Source organism: Nocardia sp. CA-129566 (genome assembly GCF_050956075.1).
Classification (GTDB): domain Bacteria; phylum Actinomycetota; class Actinomycetes; order Mycobacteriales; family Mycobacteriaceae; genus Nocardia.
Window position 1 is genome coordinate 6010238 of sequence record NZ_CP192085.1, and the last position, 24357, is coordinate 6034594.

At 66.8% G+C, this 24357-nt stretch carries 20 protein-coding genes; 7 read left to right on the forward strand and 13 right to left on the reverse strand.

Going from position 1 to position 24357, the window contains the following annotated elements; genetic code table 11:
- Position 1 precedes the first annotated feature (1 nt).
- Positions 2–691, reverse strand: coding sequence for a hemerythrin domain-containing protein (locus ACQP0C_RS26130; protein ID WP_433724024.1), 690 nt, complete (start codon positions 689–691; stop codon positions 2–4).
- 205 nt (positions 692–896) lie between these two features.
- Here ACQP0C_RS26130 and ACQP0C_RS26135 point away from each other — a divergent pair, with 205 nt between their 5' ends.
- Positions 897–1604, forward strand: a complete 708-nt coding sequence (locus ACQP0C_RS26135) for a TetR/AcrR family transcriptional regulator (RefSeq protein WP_433724026.1) — start codon at positions 897–899, stop codon at positions 1602–1604.
- Positions 1605–1629: 25 nt separating this feature from the next.
- Here the strand turns inward: ACQP0C_RS26135 and hutI are convergent, their stop codons facing one another.
- From hutI to hutH, 5 genes are all read right to left on the reverse strand, one after another.
- A complete protein-coding gene (hutI, locus tag ACQP0C_RS26140) occupies positions 1630–2805 on the reverse strand; it encodes an imidazolonepropionase (protein WP_433724028.1) in 1176 nt (391 codons plus the stop codon).
- A gap of 29 nt (positions 2806–2834) precedes the next feature.
- Complete coding sequence (locus tag ACQP0C_RS26145) at positions 2835–4139, reverse strand: formimidoylglutamate deiminase (protein ID WP_433724030.1); 1305 nt, start codon at positions 4137–4139, stop codon at positions 2835–2837.
- 73 nt (positions 4140–4212) lie between these two features.
- Complete coding sequence (locus ACQP0C_RS26150; RefSeq protein WP_433724031.1) at positions 4213–5424, reverse strand: allantoate amidohydrolase; 1212 nt, start codon at positions 5422–5424, stop codon at positions 4213–4215.
- The gene (gene hutU, locus ACQP0C_RS26155; RefSeq protein ID WP_433724033.1) at positions 5421–7073 is read right to left on the reverse strand and encodes a urocanate hydratase; all 1653 of its coding nucleotides are present in this window, start codon (positions 7071–7073) and stop codon (positions 5421–5423) included. The genes ACQP0C_RS26150 and hutU overlap by 4 nt, the downstream gene beginning before the upstream one ends.
- Before the next feature lie 30 nt (positions 7074–7103).
- Positions 7104–8651, reverse strand: coding sequence for a histidine ammonia-lyase (hutH, locus tag ACQP0C_RS26160; RefSeq protein WP_433724035.1), 1548 nt, complete (start codon positions 8649–8651; stop codon positions 7104–7106).
- An 86-nt stretch (positions 8652–8737) separates the two neighbouring features.
- On the opposite strand from hutH, the gene ACQP0C_RS26165 reads away from it, so the two are divergent.
- The 3 genes from ACQP0C_RS26165 to ACQP0C_RS26175 all read left to right on the forward strand — a co-directional run bounded on the left by ACQP0C_RS26165 (position 8738) and on the right by ACQP0C_RS26175 (position 14144).
- Positions 8738–9520: an IclR family transcriptional regulator gene (locus ACQP0C_RS26165; RefSeq protein WP_433724037.1), complete on the forward strand. Its 783-nt coding sequence runs from the start codon at positions 8738–8740 to the stop codon at positions 9518–9520.
- Positions 9521–9730: 210 nt separating this feature from the next.
- Complete coding sequence (locus ACQP0C_RS26170) at positions 9731–11053, forward strand: family 1 glycosylhydrolase (RefSeq protein ID WP_433724039.1); 1323 nt, start codon at positions 9731–9733, stop codon at positions 11051–11053.
- 46 nt (positions 11054–11099) lie between these two features.
- Positions 11100–14144 (forward strand): tetratricopeptide repeat protein, encoded by a 3045-nt coding sequence (locus ACQP0C_RS26175; protein WP_433724041.1) that lies wholly within the window; start codon positions 11100–11102, stop codon positions 14142–14144.
- Between the two features lie 44 nt (positions 14145–14188).
- On the opposite strand, the gene ACQP0C_RS26180 is transcribed toward ACQP0C_RS26175, so the two are convergent.
- The 5 genes from ACQP0C_RS26180 to ACQP0C_RS26200 all read right to left on the reverse strand — a co-directional run bounded on the left by ACQP0C_RS26180 (position 14189) and on the right by ACQP0C_RS26200 (position 17558).
- Positions 14189–14890 carry a DUF1275 family protein gene (locus ACQP0C_RS26180; RefSeq protein ID WP_433724043.1) on the reverse strand — a complete coding sequence of 234 codons (702 nt, stop codon included), beginning with the start codon at positions 14888–14890 and terminating at the stop codon, positions 14189–14191.
- A gap of 42 nt (positions 14891–14932) precedes the next feature.
- Positions 14933–15118 carry a 4-oxalocrotonate tautomerase DmpI gene (gene dmpI / locus ACQP0C_RS26185; RefSeq protein ID WP_433724044.1) on the reverse strand — a complete coding sequence of 62 codons (186 nt, stop codon included), beginning with the start codon at positions 15116–15118 and terminating at the stop codon, positions 14933–14935.
- A 150-nt stretch (positions 15119–15268) separates the two neighbouring features.
- A complete protein-coding gene (locus ACQP0C_RS26190) occupies positions 15269–16174 on the reverse strand; it encodes a LysR family transcriptional regulator (RefSeq protein ID WP_433724046.1) in 906 nt (301 codons plus the stop codon).
- Positions 16175–16218: 44 nt separating this feature from the next.
- On the reverse strand, positions 16219–16608 hold the full coding sequence (locus ACQP0C_RS26195) for a hypothetical protein (protein WP_433724048.1): 390 nt from the start codon (positions 16606–16608) through the stop codon (positions 16219–16221).
- 245 nt (positions 16609–16853) lie between these two features.
- Complete coding sequence (locus ACQP0C_RS26200; protein ID WP_433724050.1) at positions 16854–17558, reverse strand: hypothetical protein; 705 nt, start codon at positions 17556–17558, stop codon at positions 16854–16856.
- Between the two features lie 486 nt (positions 17559–18044).
- Between ACQP0C_RS26200 and ACQP0C_RS26205 the strand changes: the two genes are divergently transcribed.
- Positions 18045–18308: a glutaredoxin family protein gene (locus ACQP0C_RS26205; protein WP_433724052.1), complete on the forward strand. Its 264-nt coding sequence runs from the start codon at positions 18045–18047 to the stop codon at positions 18306–18308.
- Here the strand turns inward: ACQP0C_RS26205 and ACQP0C_RS26210 are convergent, their stop codons facing one another.
- Positions 18309–19838, reverse strand: coding sequence for a phytoene desaturase family protein (locus tag ACQP0C_RS26210; RefSeq protein WP_433734659.1), 1530 nt, complete (start codon positions 19836–19838; stop codon positions 18309–18311).
- A gap of 171 nt (positions 19839–20009) precedes the next feature.
- Between ACQP0C_RS26210 and ACQP0C_RS26215 the strand changes: the two genes are divergently transcribed.
- A complete protein-coding gene (locus tag ACQP0C_RS26215) occupies positions 20010–21569 on the forward strand; it encodes an amino acid permease (protein WP_433724054.1) in 1560 nt (519 codons plus the stop codon).
- Here ACQP0C_RS26215 and ACQP0C_RS26220 read toward each other — a convergent pair.
- Positions 21566–22153: a TetR/AcrR family transcriptional regulator gene (locus ACQP0C_RS26220; RefSeq protein WP_433724056.1), complete on the reverse strand. Its 588-nt coding sequence runs from the start codon at positions 22151–22153 to the stop codon at positions 21566–21568. The two genes, ACQP0C_RS26215 and ACQP0C_RS26220, sit on opposite strands and share 4 nt — an antisense overlap.
- A gap of 124 nt (positions 22154–22277) precedes the next feature.
- On the opposite strand from ACQP0C_RS26220, the gene ACQP0C_RS26225 reads away from it, so the two are divergent.
- On the forward strand, positions 22278–24326 hold the full coding sequence (locus ACQP0C_RS26225) for an alkyl/aryl-sulfatase (protein WP_433724058.1): 2049 nt from the start codon (positions 22278–22280) through the stop codon (positions 24324–24326).
- The last annotated feature ends 31 nt before the right edge of the window (positions 24327–24357 follow it).

A 24357-nucleotide genomic window follows, 5' to 3' on the forward strand; every position in this document is an offset into this window, starting at 1 on the left:
GCTATTTCACGACCTTGCCGATCGAGGCCAGATCCCGGCGCAGCAATGCGGTCTCCCTGGCATGGTTGCGACGGCCGAACAGGCGGTACCGCAACCGGATCGGAACCGGGACGCGGCTCAGGAATTCCGCCCATTCGCGCCCGTCGGCCTCCTCGGCGATATGACCGAGAAAGATCAGCGCCCGCCCCTTCGGCAGGGAGGCCAGAGCGCGCTTGCCGAATTCGGCCCATTGCGACTCGGTCAGTGTCTCGGCCACGATCGGCAGTACCGAATCCTCTTCCAGGCGAAGATGTTCGATCAGCACCGCATGGAGTCGGCGCAGGTCGTCGACGAGCAGATCCACTGTCTCGGTTCCGCCCTGGTGTTCCCATTCGGCCAGTTCGGCATCGATGCGCCGCGCTACCGTGTCGATCTCGTCGTGCTGGGCCGCCATGCATTCGACCAGCACCGAATCCACCTGTGCCGAAAGCAATCTCGGCCACACCAGCTCATCCTCGCAACCATGGTGGTGATGCAGGGCGGTGAGCATCTCGCGAGCATGTTCACTGATCCGCGCCACCTGCTCGACATCATTGGGCGAGGTGACCTCGACAATGTCTGCCAGCAAACCGAATTCGCGACGGAAGACCCGGTGCACCAGCACCATATCGTGGGTATCGCAGCCCGGTGCCCGCGCCGCCCGGCGGCTCATAACACCTGCTCCCGTACCGATACCGAACCCGTGCCCACGACGAACGCGGGCAGCGCAAATCCAAGATCCCCGATAGTCATTTAGTTCCTCCCGAACCTAAATGCACTCCAGTGCAATAAGTGCAACCTAGTATAGGTTTGGCCGAGCGCGCCCCGTCAAGCCGACAGTGCGCCCTGTCGAGATGACAATGGAGGACCAGCAGCGAATGACCGAGCACCGAGCCCGTGTCAGCGATACCACCCAGCTCAGCGATACCACCCAGCTCAGCGATACCACTCGGCTCCGCGATACCGCTCAGGTCGACGAAACCGCCCAACTCACCCCGGGCCGCGTCGCCCAACGCCGACGCACCCGCAAGGCCATCGTCGACGCCTCCATGACCCTGTTGCACCGCGGCATCGAACCGTCGGTCAATGACATCGCCGCCGCGGCCGAGGTCTCCCGGCGCACTGTCTACCTGCACTTCCCCACCCTCGACCAGCTGATGCTCGATGCGACCATCGCGCTGCTCAGCGCGAATACCGATGCGGCGCTGGCACATATCCACTCGGCGGACCCGCGCGTGCGCATCGCCGAACTGGTACGGGCGATGGGAGCCGAGATCACCGAACTACTACCGATGGGTCGGCGGCTGGTGAAGCTGTCCGCCGACCCGCCGGCAGCGCACGCCCCGCGCCCTGGGATGCACCGGGTGCGCTGGATCGAGTGGGCGCTCGAACCCCTGTGTGAGCGAATCTCCCAGCGGCAGTTCGACGATCTGGTTTCGAGCATTGCCGTGGTGGTCGGCTGGGAGGCGTTCATCGTGCTGATCGATGTGCGCGGACTCGCGCCCGATGCGGCCGTGGATGTCTGTGCCCGCACCGCCAGCACGCTCGTGGATTCGGCGCTGCGGTCGCCGGCCGAAACAAGGTAGGTACGAACCCTCGGCTCGATGCGAATCACCCTGCGATATCCGGCAGTTCGGCAACGGCAGCCGGGACCCGCGCGCCGAGTCGCCATACCGCGCGAGTGAGCGGGACGCCGGGCCGGTAGGCCAGGTGCGTGGCCGAGGGCGCATCGAGCACCTGGAGATCGGCGCGCGCACCGACCCGAATGACACCGACGTCATTGCGGCGCAGGGCCTTCGCGCCCGCCGCTGTCGCCGCGTACACCGCTTCGGCCACCGACAGACCCATTTGGAGTACGGCGGTGGCCACGCAGTAGGCCATCGAGGTGGTGTAGGAGCTGCCCGGATTGGCATTGGTGGCAAGGGCGACGGTCGCGCCCGCGTCGAGCAGTGCGCGGGCGGGGGCGAGCGGCTGGCGGGTGGACAGATCGCAGGCGGGCAGCACGGTGGCGACGGTGTCCGAGGCGGCGAGTGCCTCGATATCGGCATCGGTGAGGTGGGTGCAGTGGTCGACGCTGGCGGCACCATGGCGAACCGCCAACTGCACGCCGGGGCCGGTGCCCAGCTGGTTGCCGTGGACGCGCAGGCCGAGACCGCGCGCGGCGGCGGCGCGCAGCACGCGATCGGACTGATCCTCATCGAAAGCGCCTGTCTCGCAGAAGACGTCGGCCCAGCGCACATGTGGTGCGACCGCATCGAGCATCGGACCGCAGACCAGCTCGACATAGGATCGCGCATCGGCATCGGGCGGGACCAGATGTGCGCCGAGATAGGTCACCTCATCGACGGTGGCGGCGGCGATGCGGGCCGCGCGCTCCTCATCGAGCACGCTCAGGCCGTATCCGGTCTTGGTCTCCAGGCACGTCGTGCCCTGCCGGTAGGCCTCGGTGACATGGCGCCGCAGATTGGCCGAAAGCTGTTCGTCCGAGGCACTTCTGGTGGCGGCGACGGTGGTCGCGATGCCACCGGCCCGATACGGCCGACCGGCCATTCTGGCCTCGAATTCGGCGGTGCGGTCACCGGCGAAGACCAGGTGGGTGTGACTGTCCACCCAGCCCGGTAGCGCCGCACGGCCGCCGATATCGACCTTGCGATCGGCGGCGGGCGCGGCGGCTGCCGCACCGATCCAGCCGAAGTGCTCACTGTCGATCACCACGGCGGCATTGTGCAACGGGCCGTCCGGTGCGTTGGTGGTGAGCTCACCGATTCCCGTGATGAGGGTGGACACGGTTTCCTTTCCGTCGGTGGACAATGACCTCACGGCGCATACAGGGCCCGGATCTCGTCGCGCAGTGTGATTTCGGGGTGCGCCATCAGCAGATGGCGGCCGTCCGAGACCACCTCCCGCCCGGCCACCAGCACCTCGCGGATATCGCTTGCCGTGGCCGCGAAGAGCGCGGCGGCGGGTTCGGCGCCCGCGGTTCGGATGGAGTCGAGCTCGACGGTGACCAGATCCGCCGCGGCACCGGCCTCGATGCGTCCGACCTCCGGCCAGCCGATCGACGCGTGATCGGTTGCCGCGGTGAACAACTGCGTCATATCGAAGCGTCCGCGAGCGCGTGCCGCGAGGCGTTCGTTCAATTCCAGCGCACGCCATTCCTCGAAGCCGTCGACGACGGCATGGCTGTCGCTGCCGAGGCACAGGCGAACTCCGGCATCGAGGAGTTCGCGGGCGGGTCCGATGCCGTCGCCGAGATCGCGTTCGGTGGTCGGGCAGAAACAGGCCCGCGCCCGCGCTTCGGCGAGTAGACCGATATCGGCGGTGCTGACGTGCGTGGCGTGCACGGCCACCGCGTCCGGCCCGAGCAACCCGGCCTCGGCCAGCAATGCGGTCGGCGTCCGCCCATGTGCGGCGAGGCAATCGCTGTTCTCCGCGGGCTGTTCGGACAGGTGGACGTGCACCGGCCGGCCGTCGGCCTGTTCGGCGACCACCGCCAGCGCCCGCGGCGGCACCGCGCGCACCGAGTGCGCGGCCACACCGGTGCGCACCAGCTCCGATTCCGGCTTGAACGCGGCGGCACGCTCGGCCCATGCCATCGCATCACCATCACTGAAGCGGCGCTGGTGTTCGTCCGGCATACGGTCGAATCCACCGGTGAGGTAACAGGTGTCGAGCAGGGTGAGCCGAATTCCGGCGTCCGCAGCGGCCGCGGCCAAAGCGGTACTCATGGCATTCGGATCGCGGTACGACACCCCGCCCGGCGCGTGATGCAGGTAGTGGAACTCACCGACGCTGGTATATCCGGCGAGCACCATCTCCGCGTACACCCCGCGCGCGAGCCGGTAATAGGAATCCGGATCGAGCCGGTCCGCGATGGCGTACATCCGTTCCCGCCAGGTCCAGAATGAGCCGCGGCCGTGGTGGGTACGGCCGCGCAGGGCGCGATGGAAGGCGTGCGAATGCGCATTCGCGAAACCGGGAACGGTCAACCCGCGCAACACCTTTCCGCTCGGCTCGGTCCCAGCTACCACTGAGCGGATCGACGATCCGGTGACATCGATGGTCACCCTTTCCGCCAATCCGTCCGGCAGCCAGGCGAATTCGGCCCAATAGCTGCTCATCGGATCGAACCCCCGGGTATCGGATTCAGGTGACCGTCAGAATGCCCGCGCATACGCGCCTCGCAGACCACGCTCATGTCGCCAAGTCCTCGAGCACGCGAGCCAGGCTCGCCGCGCCGAAATCCACATCCGCGGGTTCGGAGTGCTCCTGCGGCGCATGGCTGATCCCGGTCGGATTGCGCACGTAGAGCATGCCCGAGGGCACATATGCCGCCAGAATGCCCGCATCGTGCCCGGCACCGGTGGGCAGCGCAGGGACACCGCCCAGCACGCCGTCCATGCGGCCGCGCAGCGCGTCGTCGAAAACGACGTCGTCGGAATACGATTCCTCGGTCACGGTGACCGCGCAGCCCTCGGCGGCCGCGGCCTCCCGGGCGAATCCGGCGATATCCTCGACCAGCGCGGCCGTGCGTCCGTCTCCGGCAACGCGCGCATCCAGCCAGAGATCCACCGTCGAGGCAATGACATTGGTGCCACCCGGTGTCGGTATCAGCTTGCCCACGGTGGCCCTGGCATCGTCGGTGGCGGCGGCAACGCGGCGGGCGGCCGCGATCACCGCGGCCGCGGGGAGCATCGGATCGTGCCGATCGGGCATGCGGGTCGCACCCGCGTGATTGCCCTGTCCGGTGAAGGAGAACCGGTAGCGCCCGTGCGCGATGATGCTGCTGCCGGTGGCGACCGGGCTGTCCAGATCGATCAGCCCGCGCCCCTGTTCGACATGCAATTCGACGAAGCAGCCGATATTCGCCAGCGCATCGGGATCCGCGCCGAATCGCCGCGGGTCGTGCCCCGCCTCGGCCGCGGCCTCGGCGAAGGTGATCCCGGCCGCGTCGCGCAGTCCCCGGGCGCGGTCGGCGTCGATGGCACCGGTGAGCAGCCGGGAGCCCAGGCACGGCACCCCGAAACGCCCGCCCTCCTCCTCCGCGAAGACCAATAGCGCGAGCGGTTTCGCGGGCACGAAACCCTTGGCGCGCAGGATATCCACGGCGGCGAGGGCGCTCGTCACGCCGAGCGGGCCGTCGAACGCGCCGCCGCCGGGCACCGAGTCCACATGGCTTCCGGTGACCACCGCACCGGCACCCGGCGTCCCCCACCATGCCCAGATGTTCCCGTTGCGGTCGGTGGTCACATCCAGGCCGCGCCGGGCGGCCTGTTCGGTGAACCAGTCCCGCAATTGCAGTTCGGCGCGGTCGTAGACATGCCGGGAGTATCCGCCGCGTCGCGAATCCCGGCCCACATCGGCGATTTCGGCGAGCAGGCCGTTCGCGCCGCGCACGGCCGTCACTGGTTCTCCCGCATGGGGATTCGCACGCCACGCTCCTCGGCGACCGCGCTGGCGCGGTCGTAACCGGCGTCCACGTGCCGAATCACGCCCATACCGGGGTCATTGGTGAGTACCCGCTCGATCTTCTGTCCGGCCAGCACCGTTCCATCGGCGACGCAGACCTGTCCGGCGTGGATGGAGCGGCCCATGCCGACGCCGCCGCCGTGATGGATCGAGACCCAACTGGCGCCGGAGGCGGTATTGACCATCGCGTTGAGCAGCGGCCAGTCGGCGATCGCGTCCGAGCCATCGGCCATTGCCTCGGTTTCGCGATACGGCGAGGCGACGCTGCCGGAGTCGAGGTGGTCGCGGCCGATGACCACCGGCGCCTTCAGTTCACCGCTGGCGACCATCTCGTTGAAGCGCAGACCGGCCAGATGCCGCTCGCCGTAGCCGAGCCAGCAGATGCGGGCCGGAAGACCTTGGAAGGCAACGCGTTCCCCGGCCATTCTGATCCAGCGGCGCAGGGATTCGTTCTCGGGGAACAGTTCCAGCATCGCGCGGTCGGTCGCGGCGATATCGGCCGGATCGCCGGACAGCGCCGCCCAGCGGAATGGTCCCTTGCCTTCGCAGAACAGCGGGCGAATGTAGGCCGGAACGAATCCGGGGAAGTCGAAGGCCCGTTCGCAGCCACCGAGTCGGGCCTCCCCCCGCAGCGAATTGCCGTAGTCGAAGACTTCGGCGCCGCCGTCGAGGAAGCCGAGCATGGCATCGACGTGATCGGCCATGGATTCGCGGGCACGGTCGGTGAATTCGTCGGGCTTCTTGGCCGCGTAGTCGGCCCAGTCCTCGAGCGCGACCCCGCGCGGCAGATACGCCAGCGGATCGTGCGCGGAGGTCTGGTCGGTGACGATATCGACCTCGACACCGGCCGCGAGCAGTCGCGGCAGGACCTCGGACGCATTGCCGATCAGCCCGACCGACAACGCCTGTCGTTCCCTGCGCGCCTTCGAGACCCGGCGCAGCGCATCGTCGAAATCGGTGGCGATCTCATCGAGGTAGCGGTCGTGCACCCGGCGCTCGGCGCGCGCCGGATCACATTCGACGACCAGCGCCACCCCGCCGTTCATGGTGACGGCCAACGGCTGCGCACCGCCCATACCACCCAATCCCGCTGTCAGGGTGAGGGTTCCGGCGAGGGTGCCGCCGAAACGCTTGTCCGCCACCGCCGCGAACGTCTCGTAGGTGCCCTGCAGGATGCCCTGGGTACCGATGTAGATCCACGACCCGGCGGTCATCTGCCCGTACATGGTGAGCCCCAGCGATTCCAGCCTGCGGAACTCCGGCCAATTCGCCCAGTCACCAACGAGATTCGAATTGGCGATCAGTACGCGCGGCGCCCACTCGTGTGTCCGGAAGACGCCGACCGGCTTACCCGACTGCACCAACAGGGTCTCATCGGCCTCGAGCGTGGTGAGCGTGCGCGTGATCGCGTCGAAGCTGGCCCAATCGCGCGCGGCCTTACCGGTGCCGCCGTACACCACCAGGTCCTGTGGCCGCTCGGCCACTTCCGGATCGAGGTTGTTGTGCAGCATCCGCATGGCGGCCTCGGCCTGCCAATTCTTGGCCGTCAGCCGCGACCCATGTGCCGCCCGAATCGTTCGTGTCATCAAATTCCCTCCATATCAGCGAAAGGCCCGTCAGGAGCCGAGGTGTGGCGCGACTGCGGCCAGCAGCTCGCCGGAGCGGATGAGTTCGGCCGCGGCGGCGATCTCCGGTGCCAAGTGCCGGTCCGGTCCCGGACCGTCGACCTTGGTGCGCAGCAGCGCGCGGGCCGCCGCAGTGGCGGGCCCGGGCCGCAGTGGGGCCCGCAAGTCCAAGGCCCGTGCGGCCGTGAGGTATTCGACGGCGAGCACGGTGCTGAGCCCGTCGATGGCCCTGCGCAGTTTGCGGGCGGCCGACCAGCCCATCGACACATGGTCTTCCTGCATCGCGCTGCTCGGGATCGAATCCACCGAGGCGGGCATGGCGAGGCGCTTGAGCTCGCTGACAATGCCCGCCTGCGTGTACTGGGCGATCATATGGCCCGAATCGACCCCCGGATCGGCGGCCAGGAAGGCCGGAAGGCCGTGTGAGCGTGCGACATCCAGCATTCGATCGGTGCGGCGCTCGGCCATGCTCGCGACATCGGCGACCGGAATGGCCAGGAAATCGAGAACATACGCCACCGGCGCACCGTGGAAGTTGCCATTGGACTCGAGCCTGCCGTCGGCGAGTACCACGGGATTGTCGATCGCCGAGGCCATTTCCCGATCGGCGACGGTTCGGGCGTGGGCGAGGGTGTCGCGGGCGGCACCGTGCACCTGTGGTGCACAGCGCAACGAATACGCGTCCTGCACCCGGTTGCAGTCCGGACCGCGGTGGCTGGCGACGATATCCGAGCCCGCCAACGCGGCCGCCATGCGCCGCGCCGAGAGCGCCTGGCCCGGATGTGGACGCAGCGCCTGCAGATCGTCGGCGAACACCCGGTCGGTACCGAGCAGCGCCTCCACGCTCATGGCGGCGGTGATATCGGCGACATCGAGCAGTTCGCCCAGATCGTTGATCGCGAGCGCCAGCATGCCGAGCATGCCGTCGGTGCCGTTGGTGAGCGCGAGGCCCTCCTTCTCGGCGAGCGTCAACGGCTCGATACCCTTGGCGCGCAAGGCATCTGCCGCCGGTATCAGCTCGCCGGACGCGTCGGTGACCGCTCCCTCCCCCATCAGCGCCAGCGCGACCGCGGCCAATGGCGCGAGATCACCGGAGCAGCCGAGCGAGCCGAATTCGTGCACCACCGGCGTAATGCCCGCATTGATCAACGCGGCCAATGCGATCGCCGTCTCGGGCCGGACTCCGGTGTGTCCGGTGGCCAGCGTGCGCAGCCGCAACACCATCATGGCGCGCACCACCTCGGTCTCGACCGCAGCACCGGCACCAGCGGCATGCGAGCGGATCAGCGACCGCTGGAGCGCGGCCCGGCTCTCCGGCGGAATGTGCCGGGTCGCCAGCGCGCCGAAGCCGGTGGACACGCCGTAGGTCGGGACCGTCCCCGCGGCCAGCGCGTCGACATGCTCACGCGCGGCGGTCAGCCGCTTCTCGGCGGCCGCGCTGAAGCGCACCCCGGCGCCGTGGCGGGCGACGGCCACGATTCGTTCGACGGTCAGCGGCCCGTCCAACTCCACGGGCGGTAACTGCGTGGTTTCCGGCATAGGCCCATTCCACCGCCACGAAGGCGGGTGGAGAATGAGGCTGGGCCAGGTTCTGTCTGGTATCCGAGACAATCGCAGGAAGAGGCATGGGTACGAGCAGCGATATACCGGCACTTCGGCGCGGCCTCGCCGTGCTGCAGCTGATGGCGACCAGGGCGGGGCCGATCGCCGCGTCCACCATCGCGCGCGAGCTGGGTATCCCCCGCTCCACCACATATCACCTGCTCGCGGAGCTGGAGCAGGCTCGCTTCGTCACCCGGCTGCCCGCCGAGCGTCGCTACGGTCTCGGCATCGCCGCCTTCGAACTGGGCTCGGCCTACCTGCGCCACGACCCGCTGGAGCGGGTGGCCGGGCCGTTGCTGCGCGAGCTGGCCGTGCGGGTCGGGCACAATGCGCACCTCGGTGTCCTGCACGGCAACGAATTGCTGTATCTGATCAAGGAACGCCCGCCGCGCCCGGAGACGCTGGTGACCGATGTCGGCGTGCGGTTGCCCGCGCAGCTCACCGCATCGGGCCGGGCGATCCTGGCGCATCTGCCCGCCGCCCATGTGCGGGCGCTGTTCCCGTCGGCGGCGGCCTTCGTGCGCCGCACCGACCGCGGGCCGACCAGCCTCGCCGCGCTGCGCGGCATTCTGGCCGCCGAGCGCCGTCGCGGCTGGGCGAGCGAGGACGGACATGTCACCACCGGATTCGCCTCGGTCGCCTATCCGGCCTTCGATCACGACCATCGGCCGATCGCGGCCATCAGCGTGACATTGCGACACCACTGCGAGCGAATTCCCTGCGCCGCCGACTGGGCCGATCTCGCCGCCCAGGTGCGCTCCACCGCAGACGATCTCACTCGGCGCATCGGTGGACGGGTGAGCTGAGGATCAGCCCTGTCCGCGCGCGAACAGGGAGCAATCGTTGTGATTCGACATCTCACCCGCCTTTTCCATGCACTTCCGGCCGCATTCGCGACACACCGGCGCGCAGCCCGAGATTCAGCTATCCGATGGTTACGCTGGCAGATCATCGGCCGGGGCGGCGCTGCGCCGGTGACGCACGACCGACCAGTGCCGAATGGGGACAGGAGTTCGATGCGAACACCGATGCGCCGACGCGCCCTCGTCGCGCTCGCCATGATCGCGACCGCACTGCTGCTATCCGGTGTCGCCATGCCGAGCGCGCAGGCCTCCATCGCGCCGTTCGGCCGTGAATTCCTCTGGGGCGTAGCATCATCCGGCTTCCAATCCGAGGGCCACGCGCCCGACAGCAATTGGACCCGCTACATCGATTCCGGCAAGGCCGGGGACGACTACGAGAACTCGGTCGACTTCTACCGGCGCTACATCTCCGATATCAACCTGGCCGCCCGCCTGGGCGTGCGGGTGTACCGGATCGGCATCGAATGGGCGCGCGTGCAGCCGCAACCCGATACCTGGGACGAGGCGGCATTCGGCTTCTACGACAATGTGATCGCGCGCATTCTCGCCGCCGGTATGCGACCGATGCTCACCCTGGACCACTGGGTGTATCCCGGCTGGGCCGCCGACCGCGGCGGCTGGCGCAATCCCGGCATGGTCGAGGATTGGCTGGTCAATATGCGAAAAGTGGTGAACCGCTACGCTTCTCGCAATCCGCTGTGGATCACCTTCAACGAGCCAGCCGCCTATATCGGCACGGAGTTGCGCATCGGCGCGATCACCCCCGATGATGCGCCCGCGATGTTGGACCGAATCGCCCAGGCGCACAACGCGATCTACGACACCATCCACCACAAGATGCCCGACGCGCAGGTCACCAGCAATCTCGGCTATGTCGCGGGTGCCGAGACCGAGGTGAATCAGCCGATCGTGGATCGGATCGCGGACAAGCTCGATTTCATCGGCGTCGACTACTATTTCGCGCCGGTGCCCGAGACGAGCAAAGCGGTGCAGGGCGGTTCGAACGAGGGTCCGCCGATCTGGGAACTCCCCATTCACACCGAGGGCATCTACTACGCATTGCGCCACTACGCGAGGCTATTTCCCGATCGCCCCCTGTATGTCGTGGAGAGCGGCATGCCCACCGAGGACGGTAAGCCGCGCACCGACGGCTACACCCGCTCCGACCACCTCCGCGACACGATCTACTGGCTCCAGCGCGCCAAGGCCGATGGCATCAATGTCGTCGGCTACAACTATTGGAGCCTCACCGATAATTACGAATGGGGAAGCTACACACCACGTTTCGGCCTCTACACCGTCGATGTGCGTACCGACCCCACCCTGACCCGCCAACCCACCGACGCGGTCGACACCTATCGCGGCATCATCCGGTCCGGCGGTGTGCCCGCCGATTACCGCCCGACCCGGGCACCCGTTGAATGCGGACTGGTCGACCCGCCCGAGAGCTGCGACGAGACCGTCAGCGTTCCCTAGCCGCAGACTCGCCGACGGTTTCGCCCGACTCCGCTATGTTTCGTCTATGGGTGGCAGATTGGCGCTGGTGGTGGGGTCCGAGTGCGCCGCGCTGCCCGGACTCGGCTTTCCGGGTGAGCTGGCCACCGAGCTCTACGCGAATCTCAGTGCCGCGGGCGGCTGGCAACCTGCCACCGCACACCGGGGGCCGGTGCTGGACCCGACTGCGGACGAGTTGACCGAGGCAGTGAACGATGCCTTCGCTGCCGCCTCGGAGCAGCGGGCGACCCTGTTGATCGGCTTCGTCGGGCACGGCGTGGCGACCGCCGGTGAGGACTTCTTCCTGCTCGCGTGTGACTCACCGCCGGTGTTGCCCAACTCGCGCACCGCATTCCACCTGACCCAGGGCATTCGAGAACTACTCAACGGATCCACGCTCGACGGTCTGATCGTGCTCATCGATGCCTGCGAGAGCGGGGAGGGTGTGCAGGGTGCGGCCCGCCGCTGGACCGATCTGCTGACCCGCTCGTCCGGACGGATGGAACTGCTCGTCGCCTCCGGCGAAGGCCCCGCCTACGCGGGCTGCTTCACCCGGACCATGGTCGAGACCTTCACCGGCGGCCTGCCGCTGCGCGGTGAGAATCTGCTGCCATCCGATCTGGTCGAGCCCATCGGCAGCACCTGCAAACGCCAACAACCGCAACATCTTTCGTTCACCTCCGGCGCATTGTCGACCACCCCGGGCGGTGATCCCGGACTGTGGCTGGTGCCCAATGCCGCTCGGCGGCGCGATGCGATAACCGGCCGTCCCGCAGCCGGATTCGTCGATCAGCTCACCCGTCGGCTGTTGCTCACCGATGTCATCCGTGAGCGTCTCGCCGAGATCGTCGAGACCGGTGGCCACCGTCTGCGTACGGTCGTCGGCCCGGCCGGGTCCGGGAAGTCCACGCTGATGGCGATGCTCATTCGACCGAGTCTGGTCGACGGGCTGGCGATCGCGCCCGAATATGTCACCGCGGCAGTATTTCTCACCGTCGGCAGCTCACTCGAGTCGGTGACCGGTGAACTGTCCGCGCAGCTGTCGCACCGAGTACCCGGATTTCGCGATGCCGCCCACGTCGTCGACGAATCCGACGACCCCGAACTCGACGTGTTCGATATCGAGGTACAGCGGCCGCTGGCCCGGCTCCGGGCACCCGGTCGCCGGATCACCATCGTCTTCGACGGCATGGACCAACTCGAGGCCGGAACCCGGGAACACCTCGTCCGGCATGTGGCCGAGCTGACCCGCGTCGACGAATTCACCCATGTGCGTGTGATTCTCGGCGTGCGTGCCGGTACGGGCGTCGCGGAGTTGCCGGAGCTCGCGCATCTGCACCGCATCGAACTCCTGCCGCCGAGTGCCGAGGACATCGCCGCCATGGTGCTCGAATCCACCCGGCACCAGCTCGAACCGACCGATCCACAGTTGTGGGTGCGCTGGATCGATGCCTTGCTCGCGGAAACCCCCACCAGCTTTTCCGCGCAAACACCAACCATCGGTCATACGCGTGCCGTCACGGGCGGGTGGCTGCTGGCCCGGCTGCTCATCGAGGTCCACTCCAGCATTACCGATGCGGACATCGCCGCTGGCATCGGGCTCGAAACCGTTGTACTGCATCGAGTTCACGGCGCACTGCACGCCGCGGATCCCGATACCGCCGAGGTGCTCGCGGCCTTGCTCGCCATTCTGGTCGCGGGCGGGGCGGGTCCGGTGCTGCCGATCGAGTTGCTCGAATCCGCTCTGGCGCAGTTCGTCGTGTCCGGATTGCATACCGCCGTGCTCCGTGACCTCGTCGTCGAACTGGGCGTGCTGGTCACGCGAAGTCGAGCCGGTACCGCGCGGGAATCTCTCGGAATTGCGCACGCTGCGTTGCTTCCGACACTAGCGGCCGAGACCGAGCGTCTCGGCTGGGAGAGCACCGCGACACACGGCGCGATTGCGGCGGCGATCGGGATCGCGATCGAGTCGGCGGTCACGAGCGGAACCCGGGTCTCCCAGCAGGTGACCGAGTACATCCGTGGGTCCGGCGCCCGGCACTATCTCGAATACGGCGATGCTGATTCTGCGAAAGAATTGCTCCTCGGCCTGGAAACGGTGCGCCCAGCGGCCAACCGCGATATGTACGCCGCGTGGCTCCCTTCCTTTACCGAGGTGTGTGGTCCCGATCATCCCGGCACGCTGTTCGTCCGGCACCAACTCGCCTTCTGGCGTGGCCGAAGCGGCGATATGCGGAGAGCCGTCGCGGAACTCGAAGCGGTGCTGACCGACGAACTGCGCGTACTCGGCCTCGATGATCCGCGCACATTGACCACTCGCCTCAACCTCACCAACGTGCGCGGCCTGTACGACGTCGCCGAGGCAGCGCACAACCCGAGGAGCCTGCTCGGTCTCGACGACACCGCCGCACGCGCCATCGCGCGAGCCGTCGCCGAGCTGGAGCAGCTTCTCACCGATCAAGTCCGCATCCTCGGCGCCGACCACCCGGATACCCTCAACACCCGCTATAGCCTCACCTACTGGTCCAGCGAAAGCGACGAACCCGCCAGAGCCGCAGCCGAATACGAACGGATTCTGCACGATCAGACTTCCGTGCTGGGCCCGGACCACCCCGACACCCTGAACACCCGCCACAGCATCGCCTACTGGCACGGCGAAAACGGTGAAATCCCCCGAGCAATAGCCGAACTCGAACGCCTCTTGGTCGACCAGTTGCGCATCCTCGGCCCCGACGATCCCAACACTCTCGCGACCCGCCACAGCATCGCCTACTGGCATGGCGAGTCCGGCGACTTCGACCGGTCCATCGCCGAGTTCGAGCAGGTGGCTATCGACCGTGAGCGCATACTGGGCGCCGACCATGTCGATACGCTCACCACCCGAAGTAATATCGCGGCTAATCGCGGCGGCCAGAACATGAGCCGGACCCTCACCGAGAACGAGCAACTGCTCGCCGACCAAGAGCGCATCCTCGGCTCGGATCATCCGGACACCCGTACTACCAGGAACCGGATCCTATTCCTGCAACAGCACTTCGGTCCGGATTCGTCCGAATCGAATTCGAGCCACTGATTCAGCCCTGCCGTCACCGAATCCCGGCATCGACACGACGTCACCTATTCGTCCGACGTCGATGAAACCGGTAGCGCGCCATCAAGCCACCAGCGGGTACCTGCGAGACCGGCCGCCGATGCGATCAGCGCGGCGGGAATGACGAAACCCCAATGGGCACTTGCGGAATAGAGTGCGACCGCGGCGGCGGCGCCGAATACCACGGCGGCGATACGGGCGACGGCGAGCGGTTCGATGCGGCGGTCGGCGACGAGATCGCTGACGAGACCGGTGAAGGTGCTGGTCATGTAGGTCGTGGGTGATCGGCGATCGATGATGAGGACAGCGGCCGACTGGACCCCCATTGCGAGCGCGGCCGCACCGAGCAGCAGCAGGCGAGCCACACCGACCGCACCGGCGAATACGGCGACAGCGGCCACCACGACCACCAATGCCGCCTCGCCCGCGAGGCAGTGCCGCAGACGTGCGATGCGCAGCGGCCCCGCAGGCCTGCCGCGACACCAGCGCGCCGCCGCCGCGACACCGACGAAATAGCTGGCGAGAACCACCAGCGGCGGCGTCAGTTCGATGCCGGGGATGCCGACGGCCGCACCGAGCAACACCAAGTTGCCGGTCAGGACGCTGGCGAACACCTTGCCCAGTTCGGTGAATACCAACCCATCCGTCGCGCCCGCTCCGGCCGACAACAAGACCAGCACCGTCGGCCCGACCGGCAACCACCGCGGACGTTCATGCTTCATCGGCATAGCCGCGACGGTATCGGCCGGGCGTCGATGTCCCTCGACCGGCTATTTCTTATCGGCGGTCAACTGCCCGGCCGCACCCCAGCTATCGGCGGGCGTCTCGTGGATCCAGACCTGCACGGTCTCGGCGGGAACCTGGTAGGCGTCGACGAAGGCGTCGGTGATCCGGCGGACCAGATCCCGCTTGAGTTCGATGGTGCGCGGGCCCTGCTGCACGGTGACGATGGGCATGACTGCATCTCCTCACTGAAAGGGGTTGGGACAGACCGTATCCGGGCTTTCCACTGTGGTCTTTCGCCCGGTTCGGCGGCCTGTCATCAGTTCACCCGAACAAAGATCATCGACCAAGGGTCAGTTCCTTCACACAGCGATAACGAGTCCTTATTGTCCGAGGTCGTATGTGCTTTCGGCCGGTAGGAGCGCACGCAGCAGCTCCGAACCCGGTGCGTCGGCGCCGGCGCGCAGGGCCACGGCGGTCGGCAGGCTCATGCCACCGTCCGCGAACGGCCGGAAGACCACCCGGGGGTTGTGCACCTGGTCGGCATTGGCGGCGTAGATCACCGTCCACATGGCCGCGGCGGTGCCGATCGCGGCCAAATTGTCCTGCAGGGTGGTCGCGGTCGGCGCGGGCACCGGCTCGAAACCCGCACGCTGACAAGACATCAACACCAGATCCACCAGCGCCGGATGATTGCGCCGTTCGGTCAGCCGCAGTGGCACCGACGCCAAATCGGCCAATCGCACCGACTCCTGTGCGGCCAGCGGGTGCCGGGCGGGCAGAGCCGCGACGAGTCGGTCGTCCCAGGCGTGCAGATACTCCAGGTCGGCAGTGTCCTCGACAGCGGGCGAGCGCACGAAGGCGGCATCGAGTCGACCGTCGGCCACCTGCGCCAATCGCTCACGCACCGGCAGGGTGACCAACTCGATTCGCACCTGCGCAAGGCGCTCGGCAAAGGCATCCAGGATGGTGTCCAGCCGCGCCCCCAGCCCGGTGACCGTGCCCAGCCGGAACACCTCCGCCCGCGCACCGGCCAGATCGGCCACCGATGCCCGCGCCTGATCGGCCGCGCTCAGCACACTGCGCGCCGCGGGCAGAAACCGCACCCCGGCCTCCGTCAGCCGCACCCGTCGCGGCGACCGATCCAGCAACTGGACCTTCAACTCCCGCTCCAGCCGCCGCACCTGCTGACTCACCGCAGGCTGGGCAATATGCAGCCGCTCAGCCGCCCGCCCGAAGTGCAATTCCTCGGCCACGGTGACGAAATAACGCAGCTGGCGCAACTCCATGGCACGGACTCCTCAACTAACGTTCTCGCGACCAAGGCTGGGGGTTAGTTGGGGTAGACGTAGTGTTTGGGGGCGAAGTGGCCGGTTTGGCTGGAGCCGGCGTAGGGGACGTCGAGCGGGGCGATGGTGAGTTTGTGGGGGTTGCCGTTGGAGTCGGCTTGCCAGCAATCCTGTTGTACGCCATGGAAGCTGGTGCAGACGATGCGGGTGCCGGTGCCGTAGGGGGAGGTCAGGCGGTTTCGGTCGGAGAGCGGGTTCCAGTAGTCGGGGTCGGATTGGACCGCGAAATTCTTGGTCTCGTATACCTCGAATGCGCCGCCGCCGTCCGAGGGCCAGTCATCGGCCGCGGCGGCACCAGCACCGATAAGCATTGCGGCACCGGCCATTGCGGAGAGTAGGGCGATCCGCGGAACACGCTTGGTTTCGAAGTTCATCGCTATCCTCTTCTGCTTCCAGACTCTCTGGAACAGCCTGAGCATGCTAGCCCGCCCGCAGTCCAACCGGTGATCAGCCGAGCATCGCGCCAGGTCGATGACCGCCCATTTCCTCGACCGCTGTTCCCGGATTCCCGCGAGCGCTCGGCCGGGGAATCAGCAGAGCGGGCACCCCGGGTACGGGGTGCCCGCTCTGGAGTCGGGTGCCCGGTGGCTATCCGGGCGCCGCCAGTGCTGTGCCGAAATTACTTCGGCGCGTTGAACGGCTGGTTGATGGTGGTGAAGTACTGGACTGCGGCGGCGATGGCGACCGGGGCGGTGACGAACAGCTGTCCGGCTACGGTGCCGAGGGCGCCGATGGCGACGATGCCGCCGATGCAGCCGATGGCCGCGGCCGGGATGAACGCACCGAACAGACCGACGATGGTGGCCGAGGCAACGGTCGCACCGGCGATACCGCCGAGGACGCAGCCGATGGCGCCGCCGCCGAGACCGCCGACCAGGGTGCCGATGGTGGCGCCCATGGCGATGGTGTCCTTCATGCGGTTGAAGGCGGCCTGCTCACGGTCGTATTCGGACTTCCAGGGGGCCTTGTCCTCGAAGGGCAGCGCGACCGGCTTGTAGGCCGCGTGCGCCATATCGAACTGCGGGGTCAGCGTCGCAGTCCGATCCCGGATATCCGCGGCGATCGGAAAGACGAAGTCGTCCACCCGGAAGGACAATTCGGTGCCCGCAACAGTGGTGCCGTCTGCGGCCTTGATCTTGAAGACGCCGTTCTCGTCGACGAGCGAACCGGCCTCGGTCTTGATGATGGTCGAGGTCGGGGTGGCGGTGGCCGAGTAGTTCACGGCACCGCTGTCGGAGTCCGGTGCGGCATAAACGGTTCCGGCCGTAGCACCGAGCGCCGCGATCAGTAGCGCCGAGGTCGCGGCGAATTTCCTCATCAACATATTTTGGTTCCTCACAGGGTCGACTTCGGGAAGCGAGCCCATCGAAACCGCTGCATGAAAACTGAACGTGACCCAATCGTTAACGTTTGCTCACCAATTGCCGTTGACTTATTCGACATCGATCTTGATGTGACCCGCATTATAATTCGGGCCGCCACCGCGCGACACGAGCCGCCACCGAGTAATGGGCACCGAACGCGGGAATCCCGAACGCCGCTACCGGGATCCATCATGGACGAACACGAATCCTCCGACGAAAGCCGCCACAGAACATCCGATTTCGGGCGCCTCCGATTGGACAGTTATACAGAATCAACATCATTGGACTTCTTAGTGGTGCTACACACACAGAGGATGCGGACAGCGCTCTCTCCGGCCGACAATTCGGCCGACATCGGCGTGACCTGCGGCGAGTTCACCCGTAGAGCAGGTCCAGAGCCGTAAGGTCGATGACGTCCATCCGATATCGCTCAGGGGAGGGAACCCGTGCCCGGATCCGATCGATCCGAAACCACCGAACCGATCACCATTTACTGGCGCACGTTCTGCCCGTACTGCATTCGACTCGGCATCGGGCTGCGCCGGGCCGGCATTCCGTTCCGGACCATCCCCATCAAGGACCCGGAAGCGGCCGCCGCGGTTCGGGCGATCACCGGCGGGGACGAGGTGACGCCGACGGTCATCGTACGAGGGCAGTCGCTGGTGAATCCGAGCGTGGACGAGATCCGGGCGGTCTTGACGGCGCCGTAGTCAGCGCGTCTCGAGGACCGCCATGGCGGCGTTGTGCCCGGGGATACCGCTGACTCCGCCGCCGCGTACCGCGCCCGCACCGCAGAGGAAGACATTCGGCACATCGGTCGCCACGCCCCAGCGAGCGGCAGGGGTATCGGTCTCGTCGCTGCGGTACGGGAAGGCCAGGTCTCGGTGGAAGATGTGGCCACCGGGCAGGCCGACCTCATGCTCCAGGTCGAGTGGCGATTTCGCTTCGATACAGGGCGCGCCGTACTCGTCCACGGCGAGGCAGTCGGCGAGAGGTTCGGCGAGTACCGCATCCAGTTGAGCGAGTGCGGCTTTCACCGCCATTGCCTTCGCCGCCTCCGGGTCGGATTCGAAAAGCCTTGCCGGAGTGTGCAATCCGAACAGTGTGAGGGTATGCATGCGGGACTCGGGTGCGAGGATCGACGGATCGGTCAGGGTGTGGCAGTAGATCTCCGACGGCAGGGCGGACGGGATCCGTCCGGCATCGGCCTCGCGATAGGCCTGTTCCAGTTGCGAATACGATTCGGCGATATGGAATGTTCCGGCGAAGGCCTCGCGCGGATCGGTCGCGATGTCGCGCAGCCGGGGTAGCCGCCGCAGCACCATATTCACCTTCAGTTGCGAGCCTTCGGGTTTCGGCTCCCCCGGGATGCCCAGCAACCGCGTGAGCTCGTGTGGTGCCGCACTGACCAGCACCTGCCGCGCGCCGACCACGCCGTCCCGATAGCGCACTTCCGCCGTGACATCGTCGGATTCGACCTCGGTCACCTCGCTGCCCGTGACCAGTTCCGCCCCGGCGGCACGGGCCGCATCGGCGAGCGCGTCGGTGAGCGCGCCCATACCGCCGATCGGCACATCCCAGTCGCCGGTGCCGCCGCCGATCACGTGGTAGAGGAAGCAGCGGTTCTGCCGCAGGCTCGGGTCGTGCGCGTGGGTGAAGGTCCCGATGAGCGCGTCGGTGAGCACGACACCGCGCACGGTGTCATCGGTGAAGGTCGACTCGACCGTCTCCCCCAGCGGCCGCTCGAACAGCGCCGCCCAGGTGTCGGCATCGTCGACCAACCGCTCGAGCGACGAGCGCGACGGCAAAGGTTGGGTCAGCGTCGGGAACACGCGTCGGGCGAGCCGACCGGTCGCGCCGTAGAACTGCTGCCACGCCCGGAAATCACGATCGGATCCGGTGAGCCGCACGAAACTGTCCCTGGTCCGAGCCTCGGAAGCGGTGTCGACCAATAACCCGCCGTCCCCGACCGGCGTATACGACGAGATCCGCCGGCGCCGCGTCGCGAATCGCAGACCCAACTCCTCGACGATCTGGCGCGGCAGCAGGCTCACCAGATACGAATACCGCGACAATCGCGCATCGACACCCGCGAACACCCGCTCCGAGACCGCGGCCCCACCGGTGTGATCCTGCCGCTCCAGCACCAGTACCGACCGCCCGGCCCGCGCCAGATACGCGGCGGCCACCAACCCGTTATGGCCACCGCCGACCACCACCACGTCATAGGAGGAGCGCATCGGTTTCATCTGTCCTGCCTATCACGGATTCCGGAGATTGCGGCGACGGCGGGCGATTGCGGGGAAATTACAGTCGGGTTTCCATATTTCCCCACGATTGACCAGCACTCACTTCAGACTTAGCTTCTGGCAAACGCTGTATGAGGGCGGCGTTTTCACCCGGGAGCGATCATGACCGAAGCCAACGCACCATCCGACGACGAACGTCGCCTCGCCGAACTCGGCTACAAACAGGAACTGGCCAGGTCCTGGTCGGGATTCTCCAACTTCGCCATCAGTTTCACCATCGTCTCGATCCTGACCGGCGGTCTGGCCAGCTATGGCATCGGGCTGGCCAATGGCGGTCCGATCACCATGGCATGGGGCTGGCCGCTGGTGTCGGTGATGGTGTTGTTCGTCGGGCTGGCAATGGCCGAATTGGCCTCCGCCTACCCGACTTCCGGCGGTCTCTACTGGTGGGCCTCGGAGTTGGGCGGTCCGGTCTGGGGCTGGTTCACCGGATGGTTCAACCTGATCGGCCAGATCGCGGTGACCGCCGCCATCGACTACGGCGCGGCGATCTTCACCACCGCGGTGCTGAACGTCATCGGCATCGATATCGGAACCGACCGCACCGCAATCTTTCTCGTCTTCACCGCGATCCTGATCCTGCACGCCGTGCTCAATGCGATCGGCCCGCATCTGTCCGCGGTCATCAACAACATCTCGGCCTGGTGGCATGTCGGCGGTGTGGCGATCTTCGTCATCGTGCTCGGTTTCGGCGCGAGCCAGCATCAGAGCGTCGGGTTCGTCTTCACCGAGACCGTCGACAACAGCGCGGTCGGCTTCGGCGGCGTGGCGTTCAGCTTCCTGCTCGGATTGCTGCACGCGCAATACACTTTCACCGGATATGACGCGTCGGCGCATATGTCCGAGGAGACCCACGACGCGGCGCGCACCGCGGCGAAAGGCATCATCAATACCATCGTCGTCTCCGCCGTTGCCGGATATCTGCTCATCATGGCGGTGACCTTCGCCATTCCGAATCTCGATGACGCACTGGATCCGGACAAGAACAGCGGCTACCCGGTGATCTATATCCTGGAGAACTCGCTGAATTCGTTCTGGTCGGGTCTGCTGCTGATCATCGCCGCGATCGCCCAGCTGTTCTGTGGTTACGCCTCGGTCACCTCGGCCTCGCGCATGCTGTTCGCGTTCTCCCGCGACGGCGCGGTACCGGGATCGGCCTACTGGTCACGACTTTCGGCCCGCAAGGTACCGGTGCACGCCGTGCTGTTCATCTCGTTCTTCTCGTTCGTGCTGTTGATTCCGTCGATGCTGGTACCCGCGGCCAATGCGCCGACGGCCTACGCGGCGGCGACCTCGGTCGCCACCATCGGCCTCTATATCGCCTATGGCATCCCGATTCTGCTGCGCCAGCTCCACGGCAGCCGATTCCGTACCGGCCCTTGGCAACTCGGCCCCTGGTATCGACCGGTTGGTGTGATCGCCCTGGTCTGGATCGTGTTGATCAGTGTGCTGTTCATCCTGCCGACCGATGACCGCGGCTACCCGTGGAACGGCGAATTCACCTGGAACACCGTCAATTACGCACCGATCACCCTGGTCGGTGTGGTCGGCGCGATCGGCATCTGGTGGGCGGTATCGGCCAAGCACTGGTTCACCGGTCCCAAGCGCACGGTCGAGCAGGCCCCGCCGGAACCGGAGGCCGAGGCCCCCGCCAACGCTTAACCGAGTAGCGCGAACAAGGTCCGGCGAATGGCCGCGGACGCCTCGGCCTGGGACCGGCCGCGGCGTTCGACGAGGTGGTGCCGGGTGGGCCAGCCGACGGCGGCGTCGACGAGATCGAGCAGTTGCTCGTCGACGCCGCCGTCGCCGGTCAGCTCCGATGCGAACGTACGGGCCAGTGCATCGCGAATTCGTCTGTCGGTCAATCGCATTCGCGCGTCCACACCGGGCACGGTATGGGATTCGAGCAACCCGAGCAGCCGGGGATTGCGCTGCAGCGCGAAGATCGCCTCGCTCTGGCGCACCACCGCATCGATGCGCTCGGCCAGCGGCAGTCGCGGATCCGGCGTCGCGATCAACGCCTCGACCCGTTCCGATTGCACCTCGACCACCGCGACCCGCAGGTCGTCGCGTCCGGGAAAGTGCACGAAGACGCTGCGCTCGGAGACCCCGGCCCTGGCCGCTATGCGCTTACCGGTCGGATCGAGTTCGCCGTCCTGAATCGCCGCGAGCAGGGCGGCGATGATCGCGGCGCGTGTTTGTTCCGGATTGCGCCTGCGTCGGGCGCCCGCACTGCTCTCACTCATATCCGCATCCGATCACAGCGACCGCACGGGGCATCCGCTGGTACGGCACCCAGACTAGCACTCTATTGCAGTCGCACTGCAATAGCGGCTACGGTGGGTCGCCGAGGACGGACAGGAGCAAACGATGGTCGAGCACCAGGACAACGACGGCAACCGGACACCGCGGGTGTCGCGCCGCGGGGTATTCGGAGTCGGAGCGGCGGCACTGGCGGTGGCTGGCGTCGGCGTCGGTCTGACCGCGTGCGGCGACTCCGATGAGGTGAACCCCGCCAGCGCACCCACAGATCCGAGCGATCACATCGCCGATGCCAATAGGCGGGTCGCCGCGACGCTGCCCTTCTCCGACACCACCGATTTCGCCGATGCCGATCGCGGCTGGATCGCCTCGCTCGAGCCCGGCGCGGTCAAGGACGCCGGGGGAAAGGTGGTGTGGGACACCGACTCCTACGCCTTCCTGCGCGACCCCTGTCCGCTGTCGGTGAATCCGAGCTTGTGGCGGCAGTCCCAGCTGACGGTCAAACAGGGCCTGTACGAAATCGCACCGGGCTGCTATCAGATCCGCGGTCTCGACCTGTCGAATATGACGCTGATCGAAGGCAATAGCGGCGTAGTGGTCATCGATCCGCTGATCTCGACCGAGACCGCGGCGGCCGGACTCGCGCTCTACCGCGCCCATCGCGGCAATCGCCCGGTCACCGGTCTCATCTACTCGCATTCGCATGTCGACCACTTCGGCGGGGCGCTCGGCGTCACCACCCGAGAGGATGTCGCGGCGGGCCGCTGTCCGGTGCTCGCGCCGTCCGGCTTCCTCGAACACGCGGTTGCCGAGAATATCTATGCGGGCACCGCGATGTCCCGGCGCGCGGCCTATATGTACGGCGCGGCCCTGCCCCGCGGCCCCAAGGGGCAGGTCGGTGCGGGCCTGGGCCAGACCACCTCGATCGGCACCACGACACTCATCGACCCGACCGTCGATATCACGCACTCCGGCCAAGAGGAGATCATCGACGGTGTGCGCATGGTGTTCCAGCTGACGCCGGGCACCGAGGCGCCGTCGGAGATGAACTTCTATTTTCCGGACCGCCGCATGCTGTGTATGGCCGAGAACGCCACCCACACGCTGCACAATATCGTCACGCTGCGCGGCGCGCTGGTGCGCGACCCGCATGTGTGGTCGCGCTATCTCACCGAGTCGATCAACCTGTACGGCCGCAATGCCGATCTGGTCTTCTCCTCGCACCACTGGCCGGTCTGGGGCACCGACCGGATCGTGGAATTCCTTGCGGTACAACGGGATCTGTACGCCTACCTCAACGATCAGACGCTACGCCTGCTGAACCAGGGCTATGTCGGCAGCGAGATCGCCGAAATGCTGCAGCTGCCGCCCGCGATCACGAAGGAGTGGTCGACCCATGGCTATTACGGGTCGGTCAGCCATAACGTCAAGGCCATCTACCAGCGCTATATGGGCTGGTTCGACGGCAATCCGGCACATCTGTGGGAACATCCGCCGGTCGAATCGGCCAAGCGACACGTCGATGCCATGGGTGGTGCGAAGGAGGTGCTGAAGAAGGCGCAAAAGGCTTATGACGGTGGCGACTACCGGTGGGCCACGCAGCTGGTGAACTACGTGATCTTCGCCGATCCGGATGACACCAAGGCAAAACATCTGCAGGCCAGCGTCTTCGAACAACTCGCGTACGGGGCGGAAAACGCCACCTGGCGCAACTTCTACCTCAGCGGCGCCTACGAACTGCGCAACGGACCGTTCGGCACCCCCACCAAGGCCAACGCACAGGGCATGCTGGCGGCACTGACCATCGACCAGGCCTTCGACGCCATCTCACTGTTCGTCAACGGCCCCAAGGCCTGGGACATCAAGGCCACCACCGACTGGCGCTTCACCGATGCCGAAAACCGCACGCAGCGTGTCGAATTGCGCAATGGCGTGCTGATCCACTACGCCCGCACCCCCAACGACGCTCTGCCCGCCCCCGACGCCACCCTCACACTGACCCGCGCCACATTCGCCAGCGCGATGCTCGCGGGCGGCAGCGTCGCGGACGCGATCATCAAGGGCGAGATCAAGGTCGACGGCAATATCGCCGCCCTACAGAAACTCAACGGCCTGTTCGACCGCCCCGATCCGAACTTCGCGATCGTCACGCCGTGAGCAGCGAGTGCGCCGCCCACGGCTGGGGAGT